This is a genomic window from Falsiroseomonas sp. CW058, assembly GCF_050563535.1.
Lineage (GTDB): Bacteria > Pseudomonadota > Alphaproteobacteria > Acetobacterales > Acetobacteraceae > Falsiroseomonas.
In genome coordinates this window covers 1-21534 of sequence record NZ_JBNXUO010000007.1, presented here as the reverse complement: position 1 = coordinate 21534, position 21534 = coordinate 1, and the positions used below count along the sequence as shown (strand labels likewise).

The following is a 21534-nucleotide window of genomic DNA, read 5'->3' as shown; positions in this document are numbered from 1 at the left end:
CCATCCCTCACAGCCTGCCCCGGACCGTCCAGAGCTCCGGGAAGAAGTGCTTCTCCAGCACGCCGCGAAGATAGCCCACGCCTGCGCTGCCGCCCGTCCCCGGGCGGCCGCCGATGATGCGCTCCACCGTGCTCAGGTGGCGGAAGCGCCAGGTGCGGAAGGCGTCCTCCAGGTCCACCAGCTCCTCGGCCAGCTCGTAGAGGTCGAAGTGCCGCTCCGCGTCGCGGTAGACCTCGGCCCAGGCGGCCTCCACGCCGGGGTCGGGCGCGTGGGGCTGCGTCACGTCCCGCTCCAGCACATGCGCGGGCACCGCCAGGCCGCGCCGCGCCAGCAGGCGCAGCGCCTCGTCATAGATGCCAGGCGCGCGGAAGGCCTCGTCCAGCAGCGCCGCGATGTCGGCGCGGTGGCGGTGCGGCTTCAGCAGGAAGGCGTCCCGCGCGCCCATGCGGATCTCCAGCAGCCGGTACTGCCAGGACTGGAAGCCCGAGGAACTGCCGAGGCTGGGGCGGAAGGCCAGGTAGTCATGCGGGGTCATGGTGGTCAGCACCTCCCACGCCTCGACCATCTGCTTCTGGATGCGGCCGATGCGGGCGGTGGCCTTGAAGGCGGGGCGCAGGTCGTCGGCGCGCAGGCACTCCATGGCCAGCGCCATCTCATGCGCCATCAGCTTCATCCACAGTTCCTGGACCTGGTGGATGACGATGAACAGCATCTCGTCATGCTGCCCCGACAGCGGCTTCTGCGCCGCGAGAAGGGCATCGAGGCCCAGGTAGTCGCCATAGCTCATCCGGCGGGAGAAGTCGGTCTCGATCCCCCCCGGTGCCGCGCCATCCGCCCTGTCGTCCATCGGGACATCCTCCGCCCCCTCCTATCTGGTGCGGCGGCGGCCCGACGCCACATGCGACAGGCCATGCTCGACCTCCGCCCGCATTTCTCCCGATTCCTCGCCGCCGAGCCGGGGCGGCTGCACTTCGCCGCGCACAGCCACCACCCCTGGCCCGACGCCACCCGAGACGCGCAGGTCGAGGCCTGGGACACCGCCGCGCGACTGCAGGACGCGAAATGGGAGGAGGTGCTGGGCCCGGTGCTGGCCGACTGCCGTGCCCTGGTGGCGGCCGAGCTTCGCCTGCCCGACCCCGCCACCCTGGTCTTCGCCCCCAGCACGCATGACTTCCTGCTCCGCATCCTCTCATCCCTGCCCGTGGGCCGCCCGCCCCGCGTACTGGCGACGGATGCCGAGTTCCACAGCCTCACCCGCCAGCTTGCCCGCCTGGAGGAGGAAGGGCTGGTGCAGGTGACCCGCGTGCCGGCCGCGCCGCATGCCACCTGCCTCGAGCGCCTGGTCGCGGCGGCGCGCGGCGGTTTCGACCTGGTCTGGGTGAGCGAGGTGCTGTTCTCATCCGGCTTCGCCCTGACGGGGCTGGAGGCGCTGGCCGGGGCGGCCGGCGAGGCGGTGCTGGTCCTCGACGGCTACCACGCCTTCATGGCGCGCCCGGTCGACCTCTCGCGGCTCGCGGCGCGCGCCTTCTACACCGCGGGCGGCTACAAATACGCGATGGCGGGCGAGGGATGCTGCTTCCTGCACTGCCCGCCCGGCTGGCTGCCGCGTCCGCGCGCCACCGGCTGGTACGCCGCCTTCGGCGCGCTGGCGGCCACCGGGCGCGAGGTCGGCTACGCCGATGATGGCTGGCGCTTCATGGGCGCGACCTTCGACCCTTCGGGCCTGTATCGCCTGCGGGCCGCGCTGCGCTGGGTCCGCGCCCAGGGCCTGACGGCGGCGGCGATCCACGCCCACGCCCATGCGCTGCAACGCCGCTTCGCCGCGGGGCTGGAGGGGACGGGGCTGGACGCGTCGCAACTGGTGGTGCCGCTGGACGAACCGCGCCGCGGCAACTTCCTGACCTTCGACCTGGCCGATGCCGGCGCATGGCAGGCGCGGCTGGAGGCGGCGCGCATCGTCACCGACCGCCGCGGCACGCGCCTGCGCTTCGGCTTCGGGATCTACCAGACCGCGGAGGAGGTGGACGCCCTGCTGGCGCGGCTGCGTGGCCTGCAACGCCAGGTGGATGCCGACGCCGCCGCGCGCCCCCTCCCCCGCTTGCGGGGATGACCCGGCCGGGGGCACGAAGTCCGCATGCCATCCCTTCCCCTCGCGCTCACCATGGGCGAGCCCGCCGGCATCGGCGGGGAGATCGCGGCCAAGGCCTGGGCCGCCACGCGCGCGGGCGCGGTGCCCTTCTTCTTCCTCGGCGATCCGGCGCTGATCCGCGGCGTGCCCCATGCCGTGATCGCCGCACCCGAGGATGCGGCTGCCGCCTTCCCGCGCGCGCTGCCGGTGCTGCCGCTGCGCCTTGCCGCGCCCGCCCTGCCCGGACGGCCCGATGCCGCCAACGCGCCCGCCGTCATCGCCTCCATCGAGCAGGCGGTCGGCTTCGCCAAATCGGGCCGCGCCGGGGCGGTGGTGACCAACCCGATCCAGAAATCCGTCCTCGCCGCCGCGGGCTTCCCGCATCCCGGCCATACCGAGTTCCTGGGCGAGCTGGCGGGCACCGGGCAGACGCCGGTGATGATGCTGGCCTGCCCCGGGCTGCGGGTCGTGCCGGTCACCGTCCACCTGTCGCTGCGGGACGCCATCGCCCGACTGACCACGGCCATGATCGTGGAGCACGGGATGCTGGTTGCGGCGGCGCTGCGCGAGGATTTCGGCCTTCCCCGCCCGCGCCTCGTCCTCGCCGGACTGAACCCGCATGCGGGGGAGGACGGCACGATGGGGCGCGAGGACATCGAGGTCGTCGCCCCCGCCGTCGCGCGGCTGCGCGCCGCGGGCATCGACGCGCGCGGCCCGCTGCCGGCGGACACGCTGTTCACGCCGCGCGCGCGGGCGGGATATGACTGCGCGCTCGGCATGTACCACGACCAGGCGCTGATCCCGATCAAGACGATCGACATGGATGGCGGCGTGAACGTCACTCTCGGGCTGTCCATCGTGCGCACCAGCCCGGACCACGGCACCGCTCTCGACATCGCCGGGCAGGACCGCGCCGACCCGGGCAGCCTGGTCGCCGCCCTGCGGATGGCGGCGGAAATCGCGGCATCGCGCGCGAAGGGGACCACCGGATGAGGCTGTCCATCAACATCGACCATGTCGCGACGCTGCGGAACGCCCGCGGCGGGTCGCACCCCGACCCGCTCGCCGCCGCGCTGGCGGTGCTGGAGGCGGGCGCCGACGGCATCACCATGCATCTGCGCGAGGACCGGCGCCATGTGCGCGACGCCGATGTGGAACGCGTGCGCGCCGCCATCGCCGCGCCGCTGAACTTCGAGATGGCGGCGACCGCGGAGATGGTGGCCATCGCCGAACGCCTGCGCCCCGCCGATTGCTGCATCGTGCCGGAGAAGCGGGCGGAACTGACCACCGAGGGCGGGCTCGACGTGACGCGCGCCGGCCCATTCCTGGCCGAGGCGGTGGCGCGCTGCAACGCCGCCGGCATCCGCACCTCCATCTTCGTCGAGGCCGATCCCCGCCAGATCGAGGCCGCGGCGCGGCTCGGCGCGCGCGCGGTCGAGCTGCACACCGGCGCCTTCGCCGATGCGGCGCCGGCCGACCGTCCCGCCCATCTCGCCCGCCTGCGGGACGGCGCGCGCGCCGCGGCGGCGAACGGGCTCGCCTGCCATGCCGGCCACGGCCTCGCCTACGACACCATCCAGGACATCGCCCGCATCCCCGAGGTCGACGAGGTGTCGATCGGCCATTTCCTGGTCGGCCAGGCGGTGTTCGAGGGGCTGCCGGGCGCGGTGCGGCGGATGAAGACGCTGATCGCGGAGGTCAGGGGGTAGCGCGGCGGTATCGCCCCTCCCCGCCCACCGCGTCCCCGGCCGGCGGGTGGCCTATCCCTTCCGGCCCGCCTGCCACTTCGCCTCCTCGGCGTATTGCCGGTGGAAGATCCCGCCGCGGCGGCCCAGCAGCTGCTCGAAGGTGCCCATCTCGGCGATGCGGCCGCCATCCAGCACGATGATCCGGTCGGCATGGCGGATAGTGGACAGGCGGTGGGCGATGACGATGCGCGTCGCCGGCAGGTCCCGCACCGCCCGCATGGTCGCGCGCTGGGTGACGTTGTCGAGCGCGCTGGTCGCCTCGTCCAGGACGAGCACGGCGGGCTTCTGCAGCAGCGCGCGCGCCAGCAGCAGCCGCTGCACCTGCCCGCCCGACAGCACGCGCGCCGCATCCGTCAGCATCGTCTCGAGCCCCATCGGCATGGCGCGGACATCGGCACCGAGCGCGGCGCGGTCCAGCGCGCGCCACACCTCCTCCTCGGCGGCGTCGGTCAGCCCGCGCACGGCGTCGCGCAGGCTGCCCGGCGGCACCCGGCCGGCTTGCAGCACCGTCGCCACCTGCCGCCGCAGCACCGCGAGGTCGAGCCCCCGCAGGTCGTGCCCGTCGAGGTAGATCGCGCCCGAGGCCGGCTCCTCCAGCCCCAGCAGCAGCCGCACCAGCGTGGACTTGCCCACGCCGGACCGGCCGACGATCGCCACGAACTCCCCCGCCTCGATCCGCAGCGACAGCCCCGCGAAGACCGGCGCCTCCGCGCCCGGGTAGCGGAAAGTGACGTTCGACAGCTCCACCTGCCCGGCGAGCCGGCCGGGATCGACGCGGCCGGCATCGCCTTCCGGCACCGCATCCATCAGCGGCCGGGCGAACTTGACGCTCGGGATCAGGAACCACAGGCCGAACATCGCCTTGCCCAGCTGCGTCCCCGCCGCCACCATCAGCCCATAGGCCGAGATGAAGGTCATCACCGCCGCCAGGCTCGGTGGCGCCTGGCCCGGCTCCACCCGCTGCATCATCGCGATGATGAAGAAGGCGCCGGCGGTGGACAGCACCGCGAAGCCCGCCGCGAAGGCGTCATAGGCGTTGCCGATGCGCCGCGCCGCGGTCATCCGCCGGCGCATCTCCGCGAAGCGCGTGGCCCAGACGCCCTGCGCCCGCGCCTCCGCCCCCGACAGGCGCAGCTTCACCACGCCGGAGACGATCTGGAACACCATCGCATCCGCCAGGCCCGACAGGGACTCGCCGGTCGCGAAGGCGCGCGCCTGGAGCCAGCCGAACAGGTTCGCCACCCCTATCTGCACCAGCAGCAGGCCGAGCGCGATGCCCGCCGCGACCGGCTGCGACAGCAGCATCATCGCGGTGGAGGACAGGATGGTCGCGACCGCGGTGGCCAGCACGAAGGCGAACATGCGCAGCTGCGCCGCGATGCCGACCGCCGACGCCGCGCGCCCCGATGTCTCCCCAACCGTCTGCTTCGTGAAGGTGGCAAGCGGCAGGCGCAGCACGCGGTCCCACACCGCGGCATGCAGTGCCGGGCCGGCCCGCGCCTCGATCCGCGCGCGCGCGATGGCGCCGCCGATCTGCGCGACCCACCCCACCCCCGCCACCAGCCCCAGCGCGACGCCGAGCTGCGCGAGTTCCGGCAGGTGCCCGCCGGGAATGAGCAGCGAGAAGGCGACGCCGGTGGCCAGCGGCACCGCCTGGCCGAGCGCGGCGCCGAGCAGCAGCAGCGCGACCAGCGCCGCCACGTCGCCGCCGCCCCGCTCCATCCCCGCCGCCAGCAGGTCCATCATCGTCAGCTTCCGGCGGGGCAGCGGCAGCAGCGGCGCCTGCGCCACCGGCCGCAGCGTGGCCGCCAGCGCCGCATCCACCGGCTGCGGCGCCGCGCCCGCGGCATGCATCCGGTAGCCCCCGCGCCGGCGCAGCAGCGCGACCGGCGTGCCGTCGGTGCGATGGCCGAGCAGCGGCCCCTGGTCGGCGCCCCACCAGCCCGGCTCCAGCCGCACCGGGCGCAGCGCCAGGCCCGTCGCGCGCGCCAGCTCCTCCAGCGTCGGCACCGCGTCCACGTCGATGCGCCTGACCCGCACCGGCCGCTTCGCCCGCAACCCGAACTCGGCCGCGACCAGGCGGAAGACCGGCATCAGCGGGTCGCCGTCCGCCGCCGCGCCGCCTTCGGCCGGCGCGACGCCGAGGATGCTGCCGAAGGCCGCCGCCTGCTCCGCCTCCGCCTCCGCATCGCGGGCGTTGCGGAGCCGCAGGCGGTTGATCTCGTCCGCCGCGTCGAGCGCGAGCGCGGCGGGCAGCGCGCCGAGGCACGCCTCGTTGAAGGCGGCAAGGCCCGCTTCCCAGTCCGGGTCCGCCACCGCCTCGGCCGCCGGCACCGCCTGCGCGGTGCCCCCGCCCCCGGTCAGCCAGGCCTCGGCCGGCAGGGGCACGAGGCCGGAGACGCGTTCCAGGCCGAACAGCAGGAAGCTGCCGCCCTGCAACCGCGCCCAGGCCGGCCGCCCCCGCGCCGCGAGCGTGGCGCCCGCGCCGGGCCGCAGCACCGGCCCGCCTTCCGCCAGCGCCAGATCGGCCCGCGGCCGCGGCGACATCGGCCGCGCGATCCCCTCCGCCAGCGCCCGCGTCCAGGCCGCGACGGCATCCGCCAGCCGCCGCCCCGGTTCCGGCTGGGCCAGCAGCCAGGGCAGGTCGAAGTCCTGGAGCTGCGTCTCCGCCGTGCCGACGGCGATGACCACGCCCCCCGCATCGTCGGTGCCGAGCCCGCAGAGCATCCCGCCCATCGGCACGGTGCCGAGGAAGCGCCGGCTGCCTTCCTGCGCCGGGCCGGGCGGCGGGCGCTGGAGGAACAGCGACACCTCCCCCGCCGCGACCAGCCAGCGCCGGCCGGGCTCGTGCAGCATCAGCGGCGCATGGGCGGGCAGCGGCAGGGTGGGCGGCGGGGGCGCGGCCGCGCCCTCGGGCGCCGGGACGCCGGGGTCAGCCATGGGCGAGCATGGCGCGGAACGGCCCCTCCGCCGCGGCGAGGTCCTCGGGCCGGCCGCGCTGCACGATCCGGCCGCGCTCCATCACGATCACCTCGTCGCAGTCGCGCACCAGGTTCAGCCGGTGCGCCACGATCAGCATGGTGCAGCCGCGGCGGCGCAGGTTCCGCATCAGCATCGCCTCGGTGCGGTTGTCGAGCGCGGCCGTCGCCTCGTCCAGCACAAGGATCGAGGGGTCGGTCGCCAGCGCGCGGGCCAGTTCCATGCGCGCGCGCTGGCCGCCCGACCAGTTGCGCCCCTCCTCCGCGACCGGGCCGGCATAGCCGCCGCGGCGCGCCAGGATGTCGGCGTGCACCACCGCGTCCTGCGCGCATTCAACCAGGCGCTCATCGGCCAGCGTCGCGTCCCACATGGCGATGCCGTCGCGCACCGTGCCGTCGAACAGAAAGCCCTGCTGGTCCACCACCGCGACCTCGCGCCGCAGCTCCGCGCGGGGGATCGCCTCGATGTCGCGCCCGTCCAGCAGCACCCCCCCCGACCAGGGGCGGTAGAGCCCCGCGATCAGCAGCGCCAACGTGGACTTGCCCGACCCCGACCCGCCGACGATGCCGAGCCGCCGCCCCGGCTCGATGACGAGCGAGACGCGGTCGAGCAGCGGCGGCTCCAGCCGGCTGTGGCCGAAGGTGACCTCCCGCAGCTCCACATGGCCTGCGAAGCGCGCGGCGGCGGCGCGCGCCGGGGGCTGCGCGAACTCCGCGGCCAGCGGATGGTGCAGCGTGTCCTCGAGCAGGGTGAGGTTCGCCTTCGCGTCCTGCATCTGCGTCGCCACGCCGACCAGCATCGTCACCGGTCCCATGAAGGCCATGGCCAGCGCCTGGAAGGCGACCAGCTGGCCGACCGTCATCTCCGCCGCCATGATCCGCGCCCCCCCCACCACCAGCACCGCCGCGGCGGCGAGGATGGCGATGAAGCCGGGCAGCCCTTCCAGCACCGCGCGCCGCAGCGCGAGCCCCTGGGTGAGGTTGGCGACCGCCGCGCGCGACCCCGCGAGCTGCGCCAGCAGCATCCCTTCCGTGCCCGAGGCGCGGTAGGTCTCGATCATCTGCAGGCCCTGCTTCGCAAGGCCGTCGGTCCGCAGCGTGCGCGACAGCAGGCGCTGGTTGTCGTCACTGAGCGACCGCGCGAGCCAGGCGAGGGCCGCGAGGTTGACGCCCGCGGCCAGCACCACGATGGCGGTCAGCCCGACATCGTAGACCGCCATCACCGCCGCGTAGATCGCCGCCTGGATCAGCCCGAGCAGCCCCCGCCCCGCATCGCCCGAGACGAGCCGCGCGATGCGGTCGTTCAGCAGCACGCGCCCGGCCACGTCGCCCGGGTGGCGCTGCGCGAAGAAGCCCACCGGCAGCCGCGTCAGCCTCTCCAGGAAGCGGGCGGAGCCGGCGACGGAAAGCCGCGTCTCGAGCCGCAGCAGCGTGTCCAGTTGCAGCCAGGTCAGCAGGACCATCACGACCGCGGTGCCGGCCATGCCGAGCAGCAGCGGCCGCAGCCAGTCATGGAAGCCGCCCACCAGCACGTCGTCCACGAAGACCTGGCTGAAGGCCGGCACCAGCAGCGAGGGCACCATCAGCAGCAGGCTGACGCCGAGCGCGTAGCCGAAGCTCGCCTCGTTGCCGAGAAGCCGGCGGCGGATCCCGGCGATGGCACGCGGGGCCTCGCCACCCGGCCGGAAGGCGGGCCCGGGCGACAGCGTGATGACGACGCCCGTCAGGTTGCGGTCCAGCTCCTCGATCGGGACGCGCCGCGGGCCGGTGGCGGGGTCGTTCAGCCAGGCGTGGCGCGGCCCGATCCCCTCCACCACCACGAAGTGGTTCATCCCCCAATGCGCGATGAGGGGCAGCTCCATCTCCGGCAGGTGCGCGGGCTCGATGCGGAAGGCCTGCACCTCCATCCCGTAGCCGCGCGCGGCCTTCGCCACATGGCTCGCCCGGCTGCCATCGCGCGAGACGCCGCAGGCCAGCCGCAGCTCCTCGAGCGGGACGAAGCGGCCGTGATGGGCAAGGATGATGCCGAGCGCCGCCGCGCCGCATTCCACCGCCTCCATCTGGAGCACGGTGGGCGTGCGGACGCGCCGCGCCCGCGCCGCCGCCGCGCCCTGCCCGCCCGTCACGGCGCCGCCGCTTCGGCGTTGCGCGTCAGCCAGCCGCGCAGCGCGGGGAAGGCGAGGCCGATGAGGCGGACGGAGCGGACGGTGAATTCGCCATCCGCCAGCGTGCCGCTCTCGATCGCGAATTCCGGGCCGGCGGCGGTGGACCAGCGCAGGCCGCTGCGCGTCGCCGGGTCGGCCTCCAGCGCCACCTCCACCTCGAAGGGCGTGCCGCCGAAGGCGGTGGTGAAGCTGCGCACCAGACCGTCGTTCTGCAACGTCCGCAGCAGGCCGGCGGAGGAGGCCGGGGTGTCGGCCACGCGGGCGACGCGGCCGAAGACGAAGCCGTGCTCCTCCCGCCGGGTGGAGGAGGGCGAGACCTCGACCCGCATCCCCGGCGACAGCCGCTTGCCGTCCTGCGCCCCGACATAGAGGATCGCGACCGGCGCGCCGCGGCCGCCCTCGGGGTCGCGTTCGATGGTCAGCAGCGGCGTGCCGCGGGTGACCACCTGGCCCGGATTGGCCTTCGCCTCCACCACGCGGCCGGCGAAGGGGGCGAGCACGGCGCCGAGGCGGGTGAGGCGTTCGCGCAGCGCCTCCACCTGCCGCCCCGTCTCGTCCTGGCGGCGCTCGGCCTCCAGCACCTCGCGCTCGCGCTGGGTGCGCTTCAGCTGCTGGTCGAGCACGAGCTGCTGGCGTTCGTTCTGCGCCCCCGCGATCTGCTCGCGCACCTGGAAGACCTCGACGCGGGAGAACAGGAAGCGGTCGCGGTTCACGAGGTTCTGCTGGCTGAGCCCGCGCAGCACCTCCTCCCTCTCCCGCATCATGCCGAGCCTGTCTTCAAGCAGTCGCAGCGTCTGCACCAGCGCGGCGTCGCGGGCGACGCGGAAGGCATCCGCCGCCGCCTCCTCCCGCGCGTGGAAGGCGCGAAGCTCGCGCAGCTGGCGCATCGCGTCGGCGGCCTGGCCCTCGGCCAGGGCGAGCTGGAGGCGAACCTCGGACTGGTCGACCATCGCCACCGGCGCGCCCGCCTCCACCCGCTGCCCCGGGCGGGCCAGCAGGCGGTCGATCCGGCCATCGGTGTCGGCGACCACGTCCACCACGCCGCCCGGCGGCAGCAGGATGCCCCTGCCCTGGACCTTAACCGGCACGTCGACCAGCGACGCCCAGACGAGTCCGACCAGCGCCATGGCGAACAGCGCGGCACCCACGGCCCAGGTCCAGGGCCGCATCACCCGCAGCGCCTCGTCATAGCGGTCGGGCGCGGCGGCTTCGGCCACCGCCTCGCGGCGGAACAGTGGCGCGGCCTGGTCTGTCATCGGTCGGCCCGGTGAGGTTCGTCCCGGACCAGCGTCACGGCTGCGCGCCTGTCCAGAAAATACGTTACGTCTCAAGCGTATCGCAACAAGGCCGGCGATGCAACGTGAAGTGGTGTCGGCGCGGGGGCTTCGACACCGCAGATATTCCCGGCGCGTTCCGGACCGCCTATGTTACGGCCTCGAACCCTCTGGCTTCCGTGCCGGGCCCGGCGGCGGCCGGCATCTCTCGCGAGGACGCAGGACGTCGCATGCCGAAATACAAGTCGATGGACGAGCTGGCCACGGCCCATCCGATGATGGCGGCCTCCCCGCCGGTCGAGACCTACCACCGCATCTTCTGCTTCTGGTGCCAGGAGCTGATGGGCAACGAGTATGCGTGCTGGGCGGCGGTCCAGCAGTTCAAGCACGCGCCCAGCAAGCGGCGGGCGATCTTCATCGTGGACACCTGGCTGAAGCAGTCCGACGGCTCCATCGGGACGTCGCTGAACATGAGTCTGCTGAGCCCGATCAATCCCGGCTCGAAGGAATCCAAGTTCACCATCTCCCGCAGGCAGGACCTGCTGAAGCGGGTCGAGGAGATCAGGTCGGTGAAGACCTGGATCGGCAAGCTCCAGCACTGGAGCGACCGCGGCGCGCGCGGGGCCGTCGGCAGCGACCTGATGGCGGGGATCGAGGACGTCCTGCGGGAGAATTTCGCGGATGTCCTCGCCGCCAAGTCGCTCGACACCGACAAGGTGATCCAGGGATCGGCCTATTACGCGGACTCGCTGCGGACCGACGCGCCGAAGCTGACCGCGGTGACCTTCGACACCCGCCTGATGGGGCTCTGGTAGGCGCGCTGTCCCGCCTACCGCGCCGCGATCGCCGCGAGCCGCATGAGCCGCAGGAAGTTGCCGCTCCACAGCAGCCCGATTTCCCGCGCGCCGTAGCCGCGGCGGTGCAGTTCCGCCGTGACCGCCGCCGTCTCCGACGCGTCGTGCCAGCCCGCGAAGCCGCCGCCGCCGTCGAAGTCGGAGGAGAGGCCGACATGCTCGATGCCGATGCGGCGCACCGCGTGGTCCACGTGGTCCACGTAGTCCGCCACCGTCGCCCGCGCAGAATGGCCAGCCGGCGCCTCCTTCAGGAAGGATGCGACGGCGGTGACCTGCACCAGCCCCGCCACCGCCTTCAGCGCATCGAGCTGCCCGTCGTCGAGGTTGCGGGGATGCGCCCGCAGCGCGGCGCAGGCGGTGTGCGTGGCCACCACCGGCGTGCGCGAGGCCTCCGCCGCCTGCAGCATCGCATCGCGCGAGGCGTGGGAGACATCGACCAGCAGCCCCACCCGGTTCATCTCCGCGATCGCCTGCCGGCCGAGCGCGGACAGCCCGCCATGCAGCGCCGGCCCGTCGCCGAGATCGGGGCGCGGGATGGCGGAATCGGCCAGCAGGTTGTGCCCGTTGTGGGTCAGCGTCAGGTAGACCGCGCCGAGCGAGCGCCAGAGCGCGAGCCGCGACAGGTCCTCCCCCATCGCGTAGCCGTTCTCGACCGCGGCCAGCACGCCGGTCAGGCCGGCGGCATGCGCCGCCTCCAGCGCCGCGGCATCGCGGCAGAAGCGGGCGCGCGCGGCATCCGGCGCGGCGGAGGCCGCGATCGCCCGCAGCATCGCCTCGGCCCGCGCGGCGGCGGCGGCGTGCCCCTCCGCGGTGCGCGGCCCCTGGGGCAGGTAGGCGATGAAGATCGCGCCCGACATGCCGCCCCGGCGCATCTTCGGGAAGTCCACCCGCCGCCCGGTTTCGCCGGCCGGGTCGGGGGTGTCGGGCCAGGGAATGTCCACATGGGTGTCGAGGGAGAGGGTCGCGGCATGGATGCGCGCGGCCTCGTCGGCGGTCAGCGAATCGGGCACCCTGGCATCAACCCCCGGCGGCATGGCCCCCAGGCTCGCCCGGCCCTGGCGCGCGCGTCAATTGCGCCAGATCATGGTCGATGGAAGACTGCGCGCAGAAAGTGTCATCCGGACGCAACACAGCCCCCGAGGACGCGATGCACAACCGTCCCCTCGCCGACCTGGTCCATCACCGCGACCCCGTGACCCTGCCGCCCGACGCCACCGTGCAGCAGGCCTGCGAGAAGATGCGCGAGAAGCGCGTCGGCTGCGTCGTGGTGGTGGCGGAGGACAACCGCCTGCTGGGCATCTTCACGGGCCGTGATGCGGTCTGCCGCATCGGTGCCGAATGCCGCGACCCGCGCGCCACCACCCTGCGGGAGGCGATGACGCACCGCCCCGTCAGCCTGCCGCCCGGCGCGGGCGCGCTGGACGCGCTGCGGCTGATGCAGGATGGGGGGTTCCGGCACGTGCCGCTGGTGCGGGAGGGCCGGGTGGTGGGCGTCGTCTCGCGCGGGGATTTCCGCGCCATCGAACATGCTCGGCTGAACGAGGAAACCTCACTCTGGGAGCGGATCTGACCACCCGACGCGGTCGCGGGACGGCGTCCCGCATGTCATATTTTCACATTTTCGTGCATCACGGTCTTGCAGGCGGGCTTGAGCGTCACCATTCCCACGCGCGCCGCAGCGGGGCGCGGCGAAGCAACCGGGAGATGCTGGACGATGCCGGATATCGGGGTTGCCGTGTCGCGTCAGGCGGCGCGGGTGATGCAGGCGGTGGCGGAACTGGCCGATGGCGGCCTGGCCGAACGCATGCGCATCGATGCCGGGGTGCGGCTGCTGGTGACTGCGCGCCGCGTCGCCTCCATCGCCCTGCCGCGGCATGAGGCCCCGAGCGAGGCGGAAGCGACCGTGCTGCGCGTGATGCGCGGCTGGGATCCCGCCACCACCACCGCCGCCGAACACCTCGAGACGCTGGCAGTGGCCGAACTCGATGCCTTCCTCGCGGCTGGCCCCGTCTGGGCGGCCGAACAGCGGGATGCCGCGCTCGGCAGCGCCGCCCGGTCTGTCACCCGCCGCGCCGCCTGACGGCGCCCGCCCGGCCGGGCGTCACGGCATCAGGAGAAAGGCGGCAAGAAGGGACGCGGCCAGCCCGCCGGCCGCGGCGAGTCGCACGCGGCGGTCCTCCGTCAGCGCGGGCGGCGGCGGCGCGGGCAACTGCCGTGCCGGCATGACCAGTGCCGCCGGATAGGTCACGACGGAGGATCGCCGCGCCGCCGCCCCCGGGAAGGGGATGACCTTCGCGCAGCGTGGCGGCGCGGGCAGGACCTCCGCCGCGCTCCGCTCGATCCGCCAGCGCGGGAAGGTCTGTCGCAGGGTTGGGCTGGCAGGCACCACGGTCCTCGCATCTTGCAACGGCATCCGACGCCCCTTCAGGGGCGCCACGGGCTTCGCAAGCCGCATGCCATGCGGAATGCGATGCCGGTCGTTCCGTCACAACACGGCAGGCCGGACGGCGGCCATGCGGCCGCCGCCCGCCTCACTCAGCCTTGACGCGCCGCCTGGATGGCGCGCCAGACGCGTTCCGGCGTCGCGGGCATGTCGATGTGGCGGATGCCGAGGGGGCGCAGCGCGTCCACCACTGCATTCATCACCGCCGGCAGCGACCCCGCGCAGCCCGCCTCCCCGCAGCCCTTGGCGCCGAGCGGGTTGGTGGTGCAGGGCACCGAATGGCTGCCGGTCGCGATGGCCGGCACGTCGCCCGCGCGCGGCAGGGCGTAGTCCATGTAGCTGCCGGATTGCAGCTGCCCGTCCTCGCCATAGGCCACATGTTCCATCAGCGCCTGGCCGATGCCCTGCGCGATGCCGCCATGCGCCTGCCCCGCGACCAGCAGAGGGTTCACCTGCACGCCGAAGTCGTTCACCGCCAGGTAGCGGTCGATGCGGGTGATGCCCGTCTCCGGGTCGATCTCCACCTCGCAGACATGGCAGCCATTGGGATAGGCCATCGGCGCCTGGTCGAAGACATGGGTGACGTCGAGGCTCCCCGGCACGTCCTCGGGCAGCTTCGGCGCCGCGCGCAGCCTTGCGGCCAGGTCCATGATGCCGATGCCGCGGTCGGTGCCGGCCACCAGGAAGCGGCCCTCCCCGCCCGCGCCATGCGGTTCGTATTCGATGTCGCCCGGCGCCGCCTCCAGCGCCCAGGCCGCGGCGGCGCGCCCCTTCTCGATCACCTTGGCCGAGGCCTCGATGATGGCGGCGCCGGAGGCCATGACGGATTTCGACCCGCCCGTGCCCCCGCCCGCCACCAGCTCGTCCGAATCGCCCTGCAGCAGCCGCACCCTGTCGAACGGCACGCCGAGATGCTGGTGCAGCACCTGCGCGAAGGGCGACAGGTGCCCCTGCCCGTAGTCCAGCGTGCCGGTGACGATGGTGACGGTGCCGTCCGGCTCGAAGCGGATGCCGCCCTGTTCCTTGGCCGGCGGCGCGGTGCATTCCAGGAAGTTGCCGATGCCGAGGCCGCGCAGCATCCCCCGCGCCCGGCTCTCCTCCCGCCGCGCGGGGAAGCCGGCGACGTCGCCGGCCGCCACCGCCTCGTCCAGCAGGGCGGTGAAGTCGCCGCCGTCGTAGCTGCTGCCCGAGGCGGCGGCGTAGGGGAACTGCTCGGCGCGGATGTGGTTGCGGCGGCGCAGCTCGTTGGCGGGGATGCCCATTTCCTCCGCCGCGGCCTCGATCAGCCGCTCCATGAAGTAGTTGCCCTCCGGCCGTCCCGCGCCGCGATAGGCGCTGACCGGGGTGGTGTTGGTCACCAGGCAGCGCGTCACCACCTCGATCGCCGGGGTGGCGTAGTTCGACTGCACGTTCTTGAAGAAGTTGCCCGTGCCCATCAGCGGCGCGACCGGGCTGAGCCAGGCGCCCATGTTGGCGAAGCTGGTCAGCCGCACCGCGAGGAAGCGCCCCTCCGCATCCAGCGCGAGCTCCGCCTCCACCTCGTGGTCGCGGCCATGCGCGTCGGACAGGAAGGACCCGCTGCGCTCATCCGTCCACTTCACCGGCCGGCCGAGCGCCTTCGCGGCGTGCAGCACGCAGAGGTATTCGGGATAGACCGCCGCCTTCATCCCGAAGCTGCCGCCGACATTGCCGGTCAGCACGCGCACCTGCTTCGTGTCCGCCCGCAGCAGCCCGGCCAGCTGCGCGCGCATCCCGAACACGCCCTGGCTGCCGGTCCGCAGCACCCAGCGCCCGTCCTCGATGCTGCCGATCGCGCTGCGCGGCTCCATCGCCGCGACCACCACGCGGTTGTTGCGCAGCGTCAGCCGCGTGACATGCGCCGCGCGGCCGAAGGCCTCCGCCACCTTCGCGGAATCGCCCGCGGCGTAGTCCAGCACCTGGTTGCCGGGGATGTCGTCGTACAGCAGCGGCGCGCCCGGCGCGGCGGCGGCGGAGGCCTCCGTCACCGCGTCCAGCGCGTCCACCTCGATCTCCACCGCCTCGGCGGCGTCCTTGGCCTGCGCGCGGGTCTCGGCCACCACGAAGGCCACCGGGTCCCCGACATGGCGGACCTTGTCGGTCGCCAGCGGCAGGCGCCTCGTCGTCACCAGCGGCGTGCCGTCGCGGTTCTTCAGCGGCATCCCGCAGGTCATCGGCGCATAGTCGGCCAGGTCGGCGCCGGTCCAGACGCCGAGCACGCCGGGCATGGCGCGCGCACCCTCCGTCCCGACGGAGCGGATCACGCCATGCGCGTAGGGGCTGCGCACCATCACGGCCCAGACCTGGCCGGGCAGCGAGAGGTCGTCGGTGTAGCGGCCCCGGCCGGTCAGCAGCACCGGGTCCTCGGCCCGCGGCACGGGCTGGCCGATGCCGAACTTCAGGCGCGTCGGATCGAAGACATTCGTGTCGGGCATGTGGTCCTGCTTCTCCCTGCCCCCATCCTCGGCCCGGCCGCCGGCGTGCTCCCCCCTTGCGTGGGGCCGGCAGCGGCGCGGGGGCCGGGGCGATCGAGGGCGTCTTCCCTACCCTAGGCCCTGATCCGCGCTTGCCAACAGCCAGCCGACGTAATCCTCATAGGCTGCCACCGGCGCGAAGCGCGGGCGCCAGCCGAACGCGGCCGCGCGCGCGATGGCCATGACGCCCCTCGGCCGCGCCTCGCTGACGCGGATGGTCGCGGCTTCCCCTGCCGCCGCGTCGCGCCAGCGGAAGCCCCGGAAACGCGCCGCGAGGACGCCAAGGCAGGCATCGAGACGGGGGGCGAAATCCTCGCCCGAGGCGAGGTTCACGACCCGGTGCGGCGGCGCCGGCGCATCGAGCAGCGCCAGCAGCCCCGCCACCAGGTCGCGCACATAGACCCAGTCGTAGGACAGACGCAGGCCGGGCGGCAGCACCGCCTCCCGCCCCGCCCGCGCCGCCGTGGCCAGCGCCAGATGGGGGGACAGCGTGTCGCGCAGCCCGGTGTCGCGTTCCCAGGGGCCGAAACACGCGCCGATGCGCGCGGCCACCGCATCCAGCCCCCAATGCGCGCAGAGCCGCAGGCCCGCACGTTCCACCGCGTATTTCGTGACGCCGTAGAGGCTGACCGGCACGGCCGGCGTCGTCGCCTCGTCCAGCACCGCGTGGGAATAGGCCGACTCGCCATAGACCGCGGCCGAGGCCGGCAGCACCACGCGCCGCACCGTGCCCGCATCCCGCGCCGCTTCCAGCGTGCGGATCAGCCCGTGCAGGTTCACGTCCAGCACGCCATGCGGGTCCGCCGCCTCGCGCTCCGGCCCGGCGGTGACGGCGGCGAAGGGGAAGACCGCGCCGATGCGCCGCCCCGCGAAGACGGCGCGCAGGGCAGAGGCGTCGTTGACGTCGCCCGCGATCACTTCGAGCCGTCCGGGAAGCCGCGCGAAGCGCGCCGGGGCGGCGCCGGGCAGCGCGGCTTCGCGGCCGAACACCACCACATGCCCCCCGCGCGCCAGCAGCGCCTCGGTGAGGTTCAGCCCGACGAAGCCGGCGCCGCCGGTGACCAGGGTCGCGTCCATGGCGGGTGGATATCGCGCCCGCCGGGGCGCAGAAAGCCGCGATGGACAGCAAAGCAGACATCGCCGTGGTCGGCGCCGGCCCCGCCGGGCTGATGGCGGCGGAAACGCTCGCCGCCGCCGGGGCGCGCGTGACGGTCTTCGACCACATGCCCTCGGTGGCGCGGAAATTCCTGATCGCCGGTCGCGGCGGGCTCAACCTGACCCATTCCGAGCCGCTGGACGCCTTCCTCGCGCAGTACCGCCCGGCGGAGCCCCGCCTGCTCGACGCCGTCCGCGCCTTCCCGCCCGCGGCGCTGGTCGCCTGGTGCGAGGGGCTGGGGGTGGAGACCTTCATCGGCAGTTCCGGCCGGGTCTTCCCGAAGCCGCTGAAGGCGTCCCCCCTGCTGCGCGCCTGGCTCGGCCGCCTGGCCTCGCTCGGGGTGGAGATCCGGCCCCGCCACCGCTGGACCGGCTTCGGCGCCGGTCCGCTCGCGCTGCGCTTCGCCACCCCGGCGGGCGAGGCCGGCCACGAGGCGGGGGCGGTGGTCCTCGCGCTCGGCGGCGCCTCCTGGCCCCGGCTCGGCTCGGACGGCACCTGGCCCGCGCTGCTGCCGGGCCTCCGCACCGCGCCCTTCGCGCCGTCCAATGTCGGCTTCGCGGTGGACTGGTCGCCGCGCCTGCGGGACGCGCATGCGGGCGCGCCGCTGAAGCGCATCGCCGCCACCTTCGAGGGCCGGACCTTCCGCGGCGAGGCGGTGCTGACCGCGACCGGGATCGAAGGGGGCGCGATCTATGCGCTGTCCGCCGCCATCCGCGACGCCATCGCCCGCGACGGCAGCGCGACCTTCACCCTCGACCTCCGCCCCGACATCCCGCCCGCCGAGGCGCGCGCCCGCATGGCGATGCGCGGCCGGGCGGAGACGGTCAGCGCGCGGCTGCGCAAGGGGCTGAACCTGCCGCCCGTGGCGGTGGCCCTGGTGCAGGAGGCCCTGCATGCCGGCGCCCCGCGCGACGACCTGGCGGGGCTCGCCAAGGCCCTGCCCGTGACCACGCGCGCGGCGCAGGGCCTGGCGCGCGCCATCTCCTCGGCCGGCGGGCTCGGCTGGGAGGAGATCGACGGGGCGTTCATGCTGCGCCGCCATCCGGGCGTCTTCGCCTGCGGCGAGATGCTGGACTGGGAAGCGCCGACCGGCGGCTACCTGATGCAGGCCTGCTTCGCGACCGGGGTGGCGGCGGCAAGGGGCGCGCTGGCCTTCGCGGCTGCCCGTTCGCAGGTCACACCGGCACCGCCCCCGGCGGCTTGAGGGCGGTGAGCACGAAGGAACTCCGCGTCTCCTTCACGCCGGGCATCCGCAGCAGCGCCTTCAGGGCGAAGTCGGCATAGGCCTCGAAATCGCGGGCGAGGACGTGGAGCATGTAGTCCATCTCGCCGCTCATCGCCCAGGCGGCCAGCACCTCCTCCCGCGCGGCGAGCGCCTTGTGGAAGGCCGCCACCACCTCCTCGGCGTGGGAGGAGAGCGCGACCTGGACGAAGGCCTGGATCGGCAGCCCGACCTTCGCGGCATCCACCACCGCGGCATAGCGGGCGATGACGCCCGCCTCCTCCAGCCGCCTGATCCGGCGCAGGCAGGGCGTGGCGGACAGCCCCACCTGCTCGGCCAGCGCGGTCACCGGGGCGCGGCCGTCGCGCTGCAGGGCGCGCAGCAGGCGGCGGTCGGTCGCATCGAGCTCGATGGTGGATCCCGCCATGCACTGCCCCGGTTTGAGTGAAAGACTGCACGCAGGGGCAGGCTAGGCGCGATCTCCGGCGCTTTCCACCCCGCCGGCTGCGCTATCGCTAGCGGCACGGAACGCCGGAGAGAAACGCGCCATGGACATCCCCCCCGACCGCACCGCCCTGGCCGGGGCGATCAGCGACGCCAACCCGATGGGCACCGACGGCTTCGAATTCGTCGAGTTCACCGGCCCGGACATCGCGGCGCTGGAAGCCACCTTCCGCCGGCTCGGCTTCGCACCCGTGGCGCGGCACCGGTCGAAGCAGGTGGCGCTGTGGCGGCAGGGCGACATCAACTTCATCCTGAACGCCGAGCCGGAGAGCTTCGCCCAGGCCTTCCAGAAGGTGCACGGCCCCTCGGCCTGCGCCATGGCCTTCCGCGTGGCGGACGCCGCCCGCGCCCATGCGCGCGCCGTCGCGCTCGGCGCGAAGCCGGTCACCGGCAAGGTCGGGCCGATGGAGCTGAACATCCCGGCCATCGAGGGCATCGGCGGGTCGCTGCTGTATTTCGTGGACCGCTACGGCGCGAAGGGCAGCATCTACGACGTGGATTTCCGCTGGCTCGACGGGGCCGACCCGCGGCCGGCGGGCGACGGGCTGACGGTGATCGACCACCTCACCCACAACGTCCATCGCGGGCGGATGGATGTGTGGTGGCAGTTCTACGAGAAGCTCTTCAACTTCCGCGAGATCCGCTACTTCGACATCGAGGGTAAGCTGACGGGGCTCAAGTCCCGCGCGCTGACCTCGCCCTGCGGGCAGATCCGCATCCCGATCAACGAGAGTTCCGACGACCGGTCGCAGATCGAGGAATACCTGCGCGCCTACAACGGCGAGGGAATCCAGCACATCGCGCTCGGCACCGACGACATCTTCGCCAGCGTCGAGGGGCTGCGCGCCAACGGCCTGTCCTTCATGGACACGCCCGACACCTATTACGAGCTGCTGCCGAAGCGGATGCCGGACCTGGGCGGGGAGGAGGTGGCGCGGCTCTCGCGCAACCGCATCCTGACCGACGGCGCGCCGACGCCGGAAGGCGGGCGGCTGCTGCAGATCTTCACCGGCACCGTCATCGGCCCGATCTTTTTCGAGCTGATCCAGCGGAAGGGCGACCAGGGCTTCGGCGAGGGCAACTTCCGCGCTCTGTTCGAGAGCATCGAGCTGGACCAGATCCGCCGCGGCGTGCTGAAACCGGCGGCGGAGTGACGGGCGGGGCGCCGCACGCGGCGGCGGCGCCCTTCCCCACGCGGCCGCGGATCAGCGGAACAGGCCGAGCAGCGACTGGCTCTGCTGGTTCGCGATGGACAGCGACTGCGTGGCGAGCTGCTGGCGCGTCTGCAGGCTGGACAGCCGCGCGCTCTCCTCCGCCAGGTCGGCATCGACCAGCGCGCCCAGCCCCTCCCGCAGGCTGTCGCGCAGCTGCACGCTGAAGTCCCGCAGCCCCTCGATCTGCTGGAGCGAGGCGCCGAGGCGGGCCAGCACGTTGCCTGCCGTGGTGATGGCGCCGTCCACCCGCGCGATCGCGCCCTGCGCGCCGCCGATCTGCGTCACCGTCGCGCCGGTGATGGCGGTGGCGCCGTTGCCGCCGGAAGCGACGTTGGTGGCGTTGCTGACGACGATGTTGCCGCTGTTGTCGAAGCTGGCATTGATGCCCTCCTCCGACATGGCGTTCAGCAGCGAGCCCAGGCGCTGCAACGGCGACTGCGCCGTGCTGAACTCGACCGCGCGCACCACCGTGTTCGGCCCGGCCGATCCGGCGAGGCTGGCGTCGCTGTTGAATTCGAAGACGAAGGTGGTGGTGCCGACCGTCACCGACAGCCCCATCCCGTCGGAGATGGCGAGCGAGCTGTCGAAGGCAATCTGCCGCGCGCCCTGCGTCACGGTCAGCCCTGCCAGGTTCAGCCCGCCCGCCGAGGAGCGCATGTCGGAGGCGGCGATGGAGGTGGTGCTGCCGGCGATGTCGCGCAGCACGGTCAGCGACCCGCCGCCGCCATTGATGAGGTTGACGCCGTTGAAGGAGGCCGAACCCGCGAAGGCGTCGATGTTGGACAGCGCGGAGGTGATCTGCGCGTTCATCGTCGCCTGATCCAGGCCCTGCTGCTGGCCCTGCGTGATGGTCTGCTTCAGCTTGCCGAGCTCGGTGCTGATGCGCGTCGCGGCGTCGCGCGCGACGGAGAGCGTGGCGCGGCCGAAATTCTGGCTGTCCACCACCGCATTCAGGCCGTTCAGGTCCGCGCGCATCTTCTGCGAGATGGTGAAGACGGCCGGGTCGTCGTTGGCCTTGCCGATGCGCAGCCCGCTTTCGATGCGCTGCTGCGTGCGGCCCATCTCGGTCGAGATGCTGTTCAGCGAGCGCACCGCGGCCATCGCGGAGACATTGGTGTTGATGGAGGACATGGCGCCTGATCCTTGGAGATCACGCCACAGTGGGATGAAGCGTCTTGCCGCCCTACCGCGGAAGCCGGCGCGCCGCGGCGCGGCCGGCGGGGGCCGCACCTTCTGCTGGCCCCGCGCCGCCCATCATGCCGGCCGGTGGTGAAGGCGAGGTTAGCGCGGGCCGCCCGCGCGCGGCAGGTCGTCGAGCGCGGCCTGCATGGCGGCAAGCCGCGCGGCGCGCGCTTC

18 protein-coding genes are annotated in these 21534 nt (G+C 73.6%); 8 read left to right on the top strand and 10 right to left on the bottom strand.

The genetic code is table 11. The features are described from left to right. Nucleotides 1–7: 7 nt before the first annotated feature. A complete protein-coding gene (locus ACK8OX_RS07895; protein WP_430663422.1) occupies nucleotides 8–847 on the bottom strand; it encodes a tryptophan 2,3-dioxygenase in 840 nt (279 codons plus the stop codon). A gap of 63 nt (nucleotides 848–910) precedes the next feature. Between ACK8OX_RS07895 and ACK8OX_RS07890 the strand changes: the two genes are divergently transcribed. The 3 genes from ACK8OX_RS07890 to ACK8OX_RS07880 are packed head-to-tail and all read left to right on the top strand — an operon-like array spanning nucleotide 911 to nucleotide 3837. Continuing rightward, nucleotides 911–2110 (top strand): aminotransferase class V-fold PLP-dependent enzyme, encoded by a 1200-nt coding sequence (locus ACK8OX_RS07890; RefSeq protein ID WP_430663421.1) that lies wholly within the window; start codon nucleotides 911–913, stop codon nucleotides 2108–2110. A gap of 24 nt (nucleotides 2111–2134) precedes the next feature. Next, nucleotides 2135–3121 carry a 4-hydroxythreonine-4-phosphate dehydrogenase PdxA gene (pdxA, locus tag ACK8OX_RS07885; RefSeq protein WP_430663420.1) on the top strand — a complete coding sequence of 329 codons (987 nt, stop codon included), beginning with the start codon at nucleotides 2135–2137 and terminating at the stop codon, nucleotides 3119–3121. After that, a complete protein-coding gene (locus ACK8OX_RS07880) occupies nucleotides 3118–3837 on the top strand; it encodes a pyridoxine 5'-phosphate synthase (protein ID WP_430663419.1) in 720 nt (239 codons plus the stop codon). The genes pdxA and ACK8OX_RS07880 overlap by 4 nt, the downstream gene beginning before the upstream one ends. 51 nt (nucleotides 3838–3888) lie before the next feature. Here the strand turns inward: ACK8OX_RS07880 and ACK8OX_RS07875 are convergent, their stop codons facing one another. From ACK8OX_RS07875 to ACK8OX_RS07865, 3 genes are read right to left on the bottom strand one after another with little or no spacing between them, the layout of a single operon-like run. Next, entirely contained in the window at nucleotides 3889–6816 is a 2928-nt protein-coding gene (locus ACK8OX_RS07875) for an ATP-binding cassette domain-containing protein (RefSeq protein ID WP_430663418.1), read from the bottom strand. Beyond that, entirely contained in the window at nucleotides 6809–8980 is a 2172-nt protein-coding gene (locus ACK8OX_RS07870) for an NHLP family bacteriocin export ABC transporter peptidase/permease/ATPase subunit (RefSeq protein ID WP_430663417.1), read from the bottom strand. Before ACK8OX_RS07870 ends, ACK8OX_RS07875 begins: the two co-directional genes overlap by 8 nt. Then, nucleotides 8977–10275, bottom strand: a complete 1299-nt coding sequence (locus tag ACK8OX_RS07865; protein ID WP_430663416.1) for an NHLP bacteriocin system secretion protein — start codon at nucleotides 10273–10275, stop codon at nucleotides 8977–8979. The genes ACK8OX_RS07870 and ACK8OX_RS07865 overlap by 4 nt, the downstream gene beginning before the upstream one ends. 248 nt (nucleotides 10276–10523) lie before the next feature. Here ACK8OX_RS07865 and ACK8OX_RS07860 point away from each other — a divergent pair, with 248 nt between their 5' ends. After that, nucleotides 10524–11108 carry a hypothetical protein gene (locus ACK8OX_RS07860; RefSeq protein WP_430663415.1) on the top strand — a complete coding sequence of 195 codons (585 nt, stop codon included), beginning with the start codon at nucleotides 10524–10526 and terminating at the stop codon, nucleotides 11106–11108. Nucleotides 11109–11122: 14 nt separating this feature from the next. On the opposite strand, the gene ACK8OX_RS07855 is transcribed toward ACK8OX_RS07860, so the two are convergent. Further along, the gene (locus ACK8OX_RS07855) at nucleotides 11123–12157 is read right to left on the bottom strand and encodes a dipeptidase (RefSeq protein ID WP_430663414.1); all 1035 of its coding nucleotides are present in this window, start codon (nucleotides 12155–12157) and stop codon (nucleotides 11123–11125) included. A gap of 137 nt (nucleotides 12158–12294) precedes the next feature. Here ACK8OX_RS07855 and ACK8OX_RS07850 point away from each other — a divergent pair, with 137 nt between their 5' ends. Continuing rightward, on the top strand, nucleotides 12295–12717 hold the full coding sequence (locus ACK8OX_RS07850; protein ID WP_430663413.1) for a CBS domain-containing protein: 423 nt from the start codon (nucleotides 12295–12297) through the stop codon (nucleotides 12715–12717). 144 nt (nucleotides 12718–12861) lie between these two features. Next, a complete protein-coding gene (locus tag ACK8OX_RS07845) occupies nucleotides 12862–13227 on the top strand; it encodes a hypothetical protein (RefSeq protein ID WP_430663412.1) in 366 nt (121 codons plus the stop codon). 21 nt (nucleotides 13228–13248) lie between these two features. Here ACK8OX_RS07845 and ACK8OX_RS07840 read toward each other — a convergent pair whose 3' ends face one another. The 3 genes from ACK8OX_RS07840 to ACK8OX_RS07830 form a co-directional block, all read right to left on the bottom strand. Next, nucleotides 13249–13533: a hypothetical protein gene (locus ACK8OX_RS07840; RefSeq protein WP_430663411.1), complete on the bottom strand. Its 285-nt coding sequence runs from the start codon at nucleotides 13531–13533 to the stop codon at nucleotides 13249–13251. Between the two features lie 149 nt (nucleotides 13534–13682). After that, nucleotides 13683–16043, bottom strand: a complete 2361-nt coding sequence (locus ACK8OX_RS07835; protein WP_430663410.1) for a xanthine dehydrogenase family protein molybdopterin-binding subunit — start codon at nucleotides 16041–16043, stop codon at nucleotides 13683–13685. 108 nt (nucleotides 16044–16151) lie between these two features. After that, the gene (locus ACK8OX_RS07830; RefSeq protein WP_430663409.1) at nucleotides 16152–17159 is read right to left on the bottom strand and encodes an NAD-dependent epimerase/dehydratase family protein; all 1008 of its coding nucleotides are present in this window, start codon (nucleotides 17157–17159) and stop codon (nucleotides 16152–16154) included. Between the two features lie 41 nt (nucleotides 17160–17200). Here ACK8OX_RS07830 and ACK8OX_RS07825 point away from each other — a divergent pair, with 41 nt between their 5' ends. Continuing rightward, entirely contained in the window at nucleotides 17201–18442 is a 1242-nt protein-coding gene (locus tag ACK8OX_RS07825) for a TIGR03862 family flavoprotein (protein ID WP_430663408.1), read from the top strand. Here the strand turns inward: ACK8OX_RS07825 and ACK8OX_RS07820 are convergent. Continuing rightward, entirely contained in the window at nucleotides 18414–18887 is a 474-nt protein-coding gene (locus ACK8OX_RS07820; protein WP_430663407.1) for an Lrp/AsnC family transcriptional regulator, read from the bottom strand. The genes ACK8OX_RS07825 and ACK8OX_RS07820 overlap by 29 nt on opposite strands. A 121-nt stretch (nucleotides 18888–19008) precedes the next feature. Between ACK8OX_RS07820 and hppD the strand changes: the two genes are divergently transcribed. Next, complete coding sequence (hppD, locus tag ACK8OX_RS07815) at nucleotides 19009–20118, top strand: 4-hydroxyphenylpyruvate dioxygenase (protein WP_430663406.1); 1110 nt, start codon at nucleotides 19009–19011, stop codon at nucleotides 20116–20118. A gap of 51 nt (nucleotides 20119–20169) precedes the next feature. Here the strand turns inward: hppD and ACK8OX_RS07810 are convergent, their stop codons facing one another. Beyond that, entirely contained in the window at nucleotides 20170–21309 is a 1140-nt protein-coding gene (locus ACK8OX_RS07810; protein WP_430663405.1) for a flagellin, read from the bottom strand. Nucleotides 21310–21534: the final 225 nt, after the last annotated feature.

Coding starts and splice junctions, on each gene's coding strand:
- pdxA (WP_430663420.1), top strand. CDS start 2,135: ATGCCATCCCTTCCCCTCGCGCTCACCATGGGCGAGCCCGCCGGCATC.
- ACK8OX_RS07880 (WP_430663419.1), top strand. CDS start 3,118: ATGAGGCTGTCCATCAACATCGACCATGTCGCGACGCTGCGGAACGCC.
- ACK8OX_RS07865 (WP_430663416.1), bottom strand. CDS start 10,275: ATGACAGACCAGGCCGCGCCACTGTTCCGCCGCGAGGCGGTGGCCGAA.
- ACK8OX_RS07890 (WP_430663421.1), top strand. CDS start 911: ATGCTCGACCTCCGCCCGCATTTCTCCCGATTCCTCGCCGCCGAGCCG.
- ACK8OX_RS07820 (WP_430663407.1), bottom strand. CDS start 18,887: ATGGCGGGATCCACCATCGAGCTCGATGCGACCGACCGCCGCCTGCTG.
- ACK8OX_RS07845 (WP_430663412.1), top strand. CDS start 12,862: ATGCCGGATATCGGGGTTGCCGTGTCGCGTCAGGCGGCGCGGGTGATG.
- ACK8OX_RS07895 (WP_430663422.1), bottom strand. CDS start 847: ATGGACGACAGGGCGGATGGCGCGGCACCGGGGGGGATCGAGACCGAC.
- ACK8OX_RS07850 (WP_430663413.1), top strand. CDS start 12,295: ATGCACAACCGTCCCCTCGCCGACCTGGTCCATCACCGCGACCCCGTG.
- ACK8OX_RS07860 (WP_430663415.1), top strand. CDS start 10,524: ATGCCGAAATACAAGTCGATGGACGAGCTGGCCACGGCCCATCCGATG.
- ACK8OX_RS07835 (WP_430663410.1), bottom strand. CDS start 16,043: ATGCCCGACACGAATGTCTTCGATCCGACGCGCCTGAAGTTCGGCATC.
- ACK8OX_RS07810 (WP_430663405.1), bottom strand. CDS start 21,309: ATGTCCTCCATCAACACCAATGTCTCCGCGATGGCCGCGGTGCGCTCG.
- ACK8OX_RS07830 (WP_430663409.1), bottom strand. CDS start 17,159: ATGGACGCGACCCTGGTCACCGGCGGCGCCGGCTTCGTCGGGCTGAAC.
- ACK8OX_RS07825 (WP_430663408.1), top strand. CDS start 17,201: ATGGACAGCAAAGCAGACATCGCCGTGGTCGGCGCCGGCCCCGCCGGG.
- ACK8OX_RS07875 (WP_430663418.1), bottom strand. CDS start 6,816: ATGGCTGACCCCGGCGTCCCGGCGCCCGAGGGCGCGGCCGCGCCCCCG.
- hppD (WP_430663406.1), top strand. CDS start 19,009: ATGGACATCCCCCCCGACCGCACCGCCCTGGCCGGGGCGATCAGCGAC.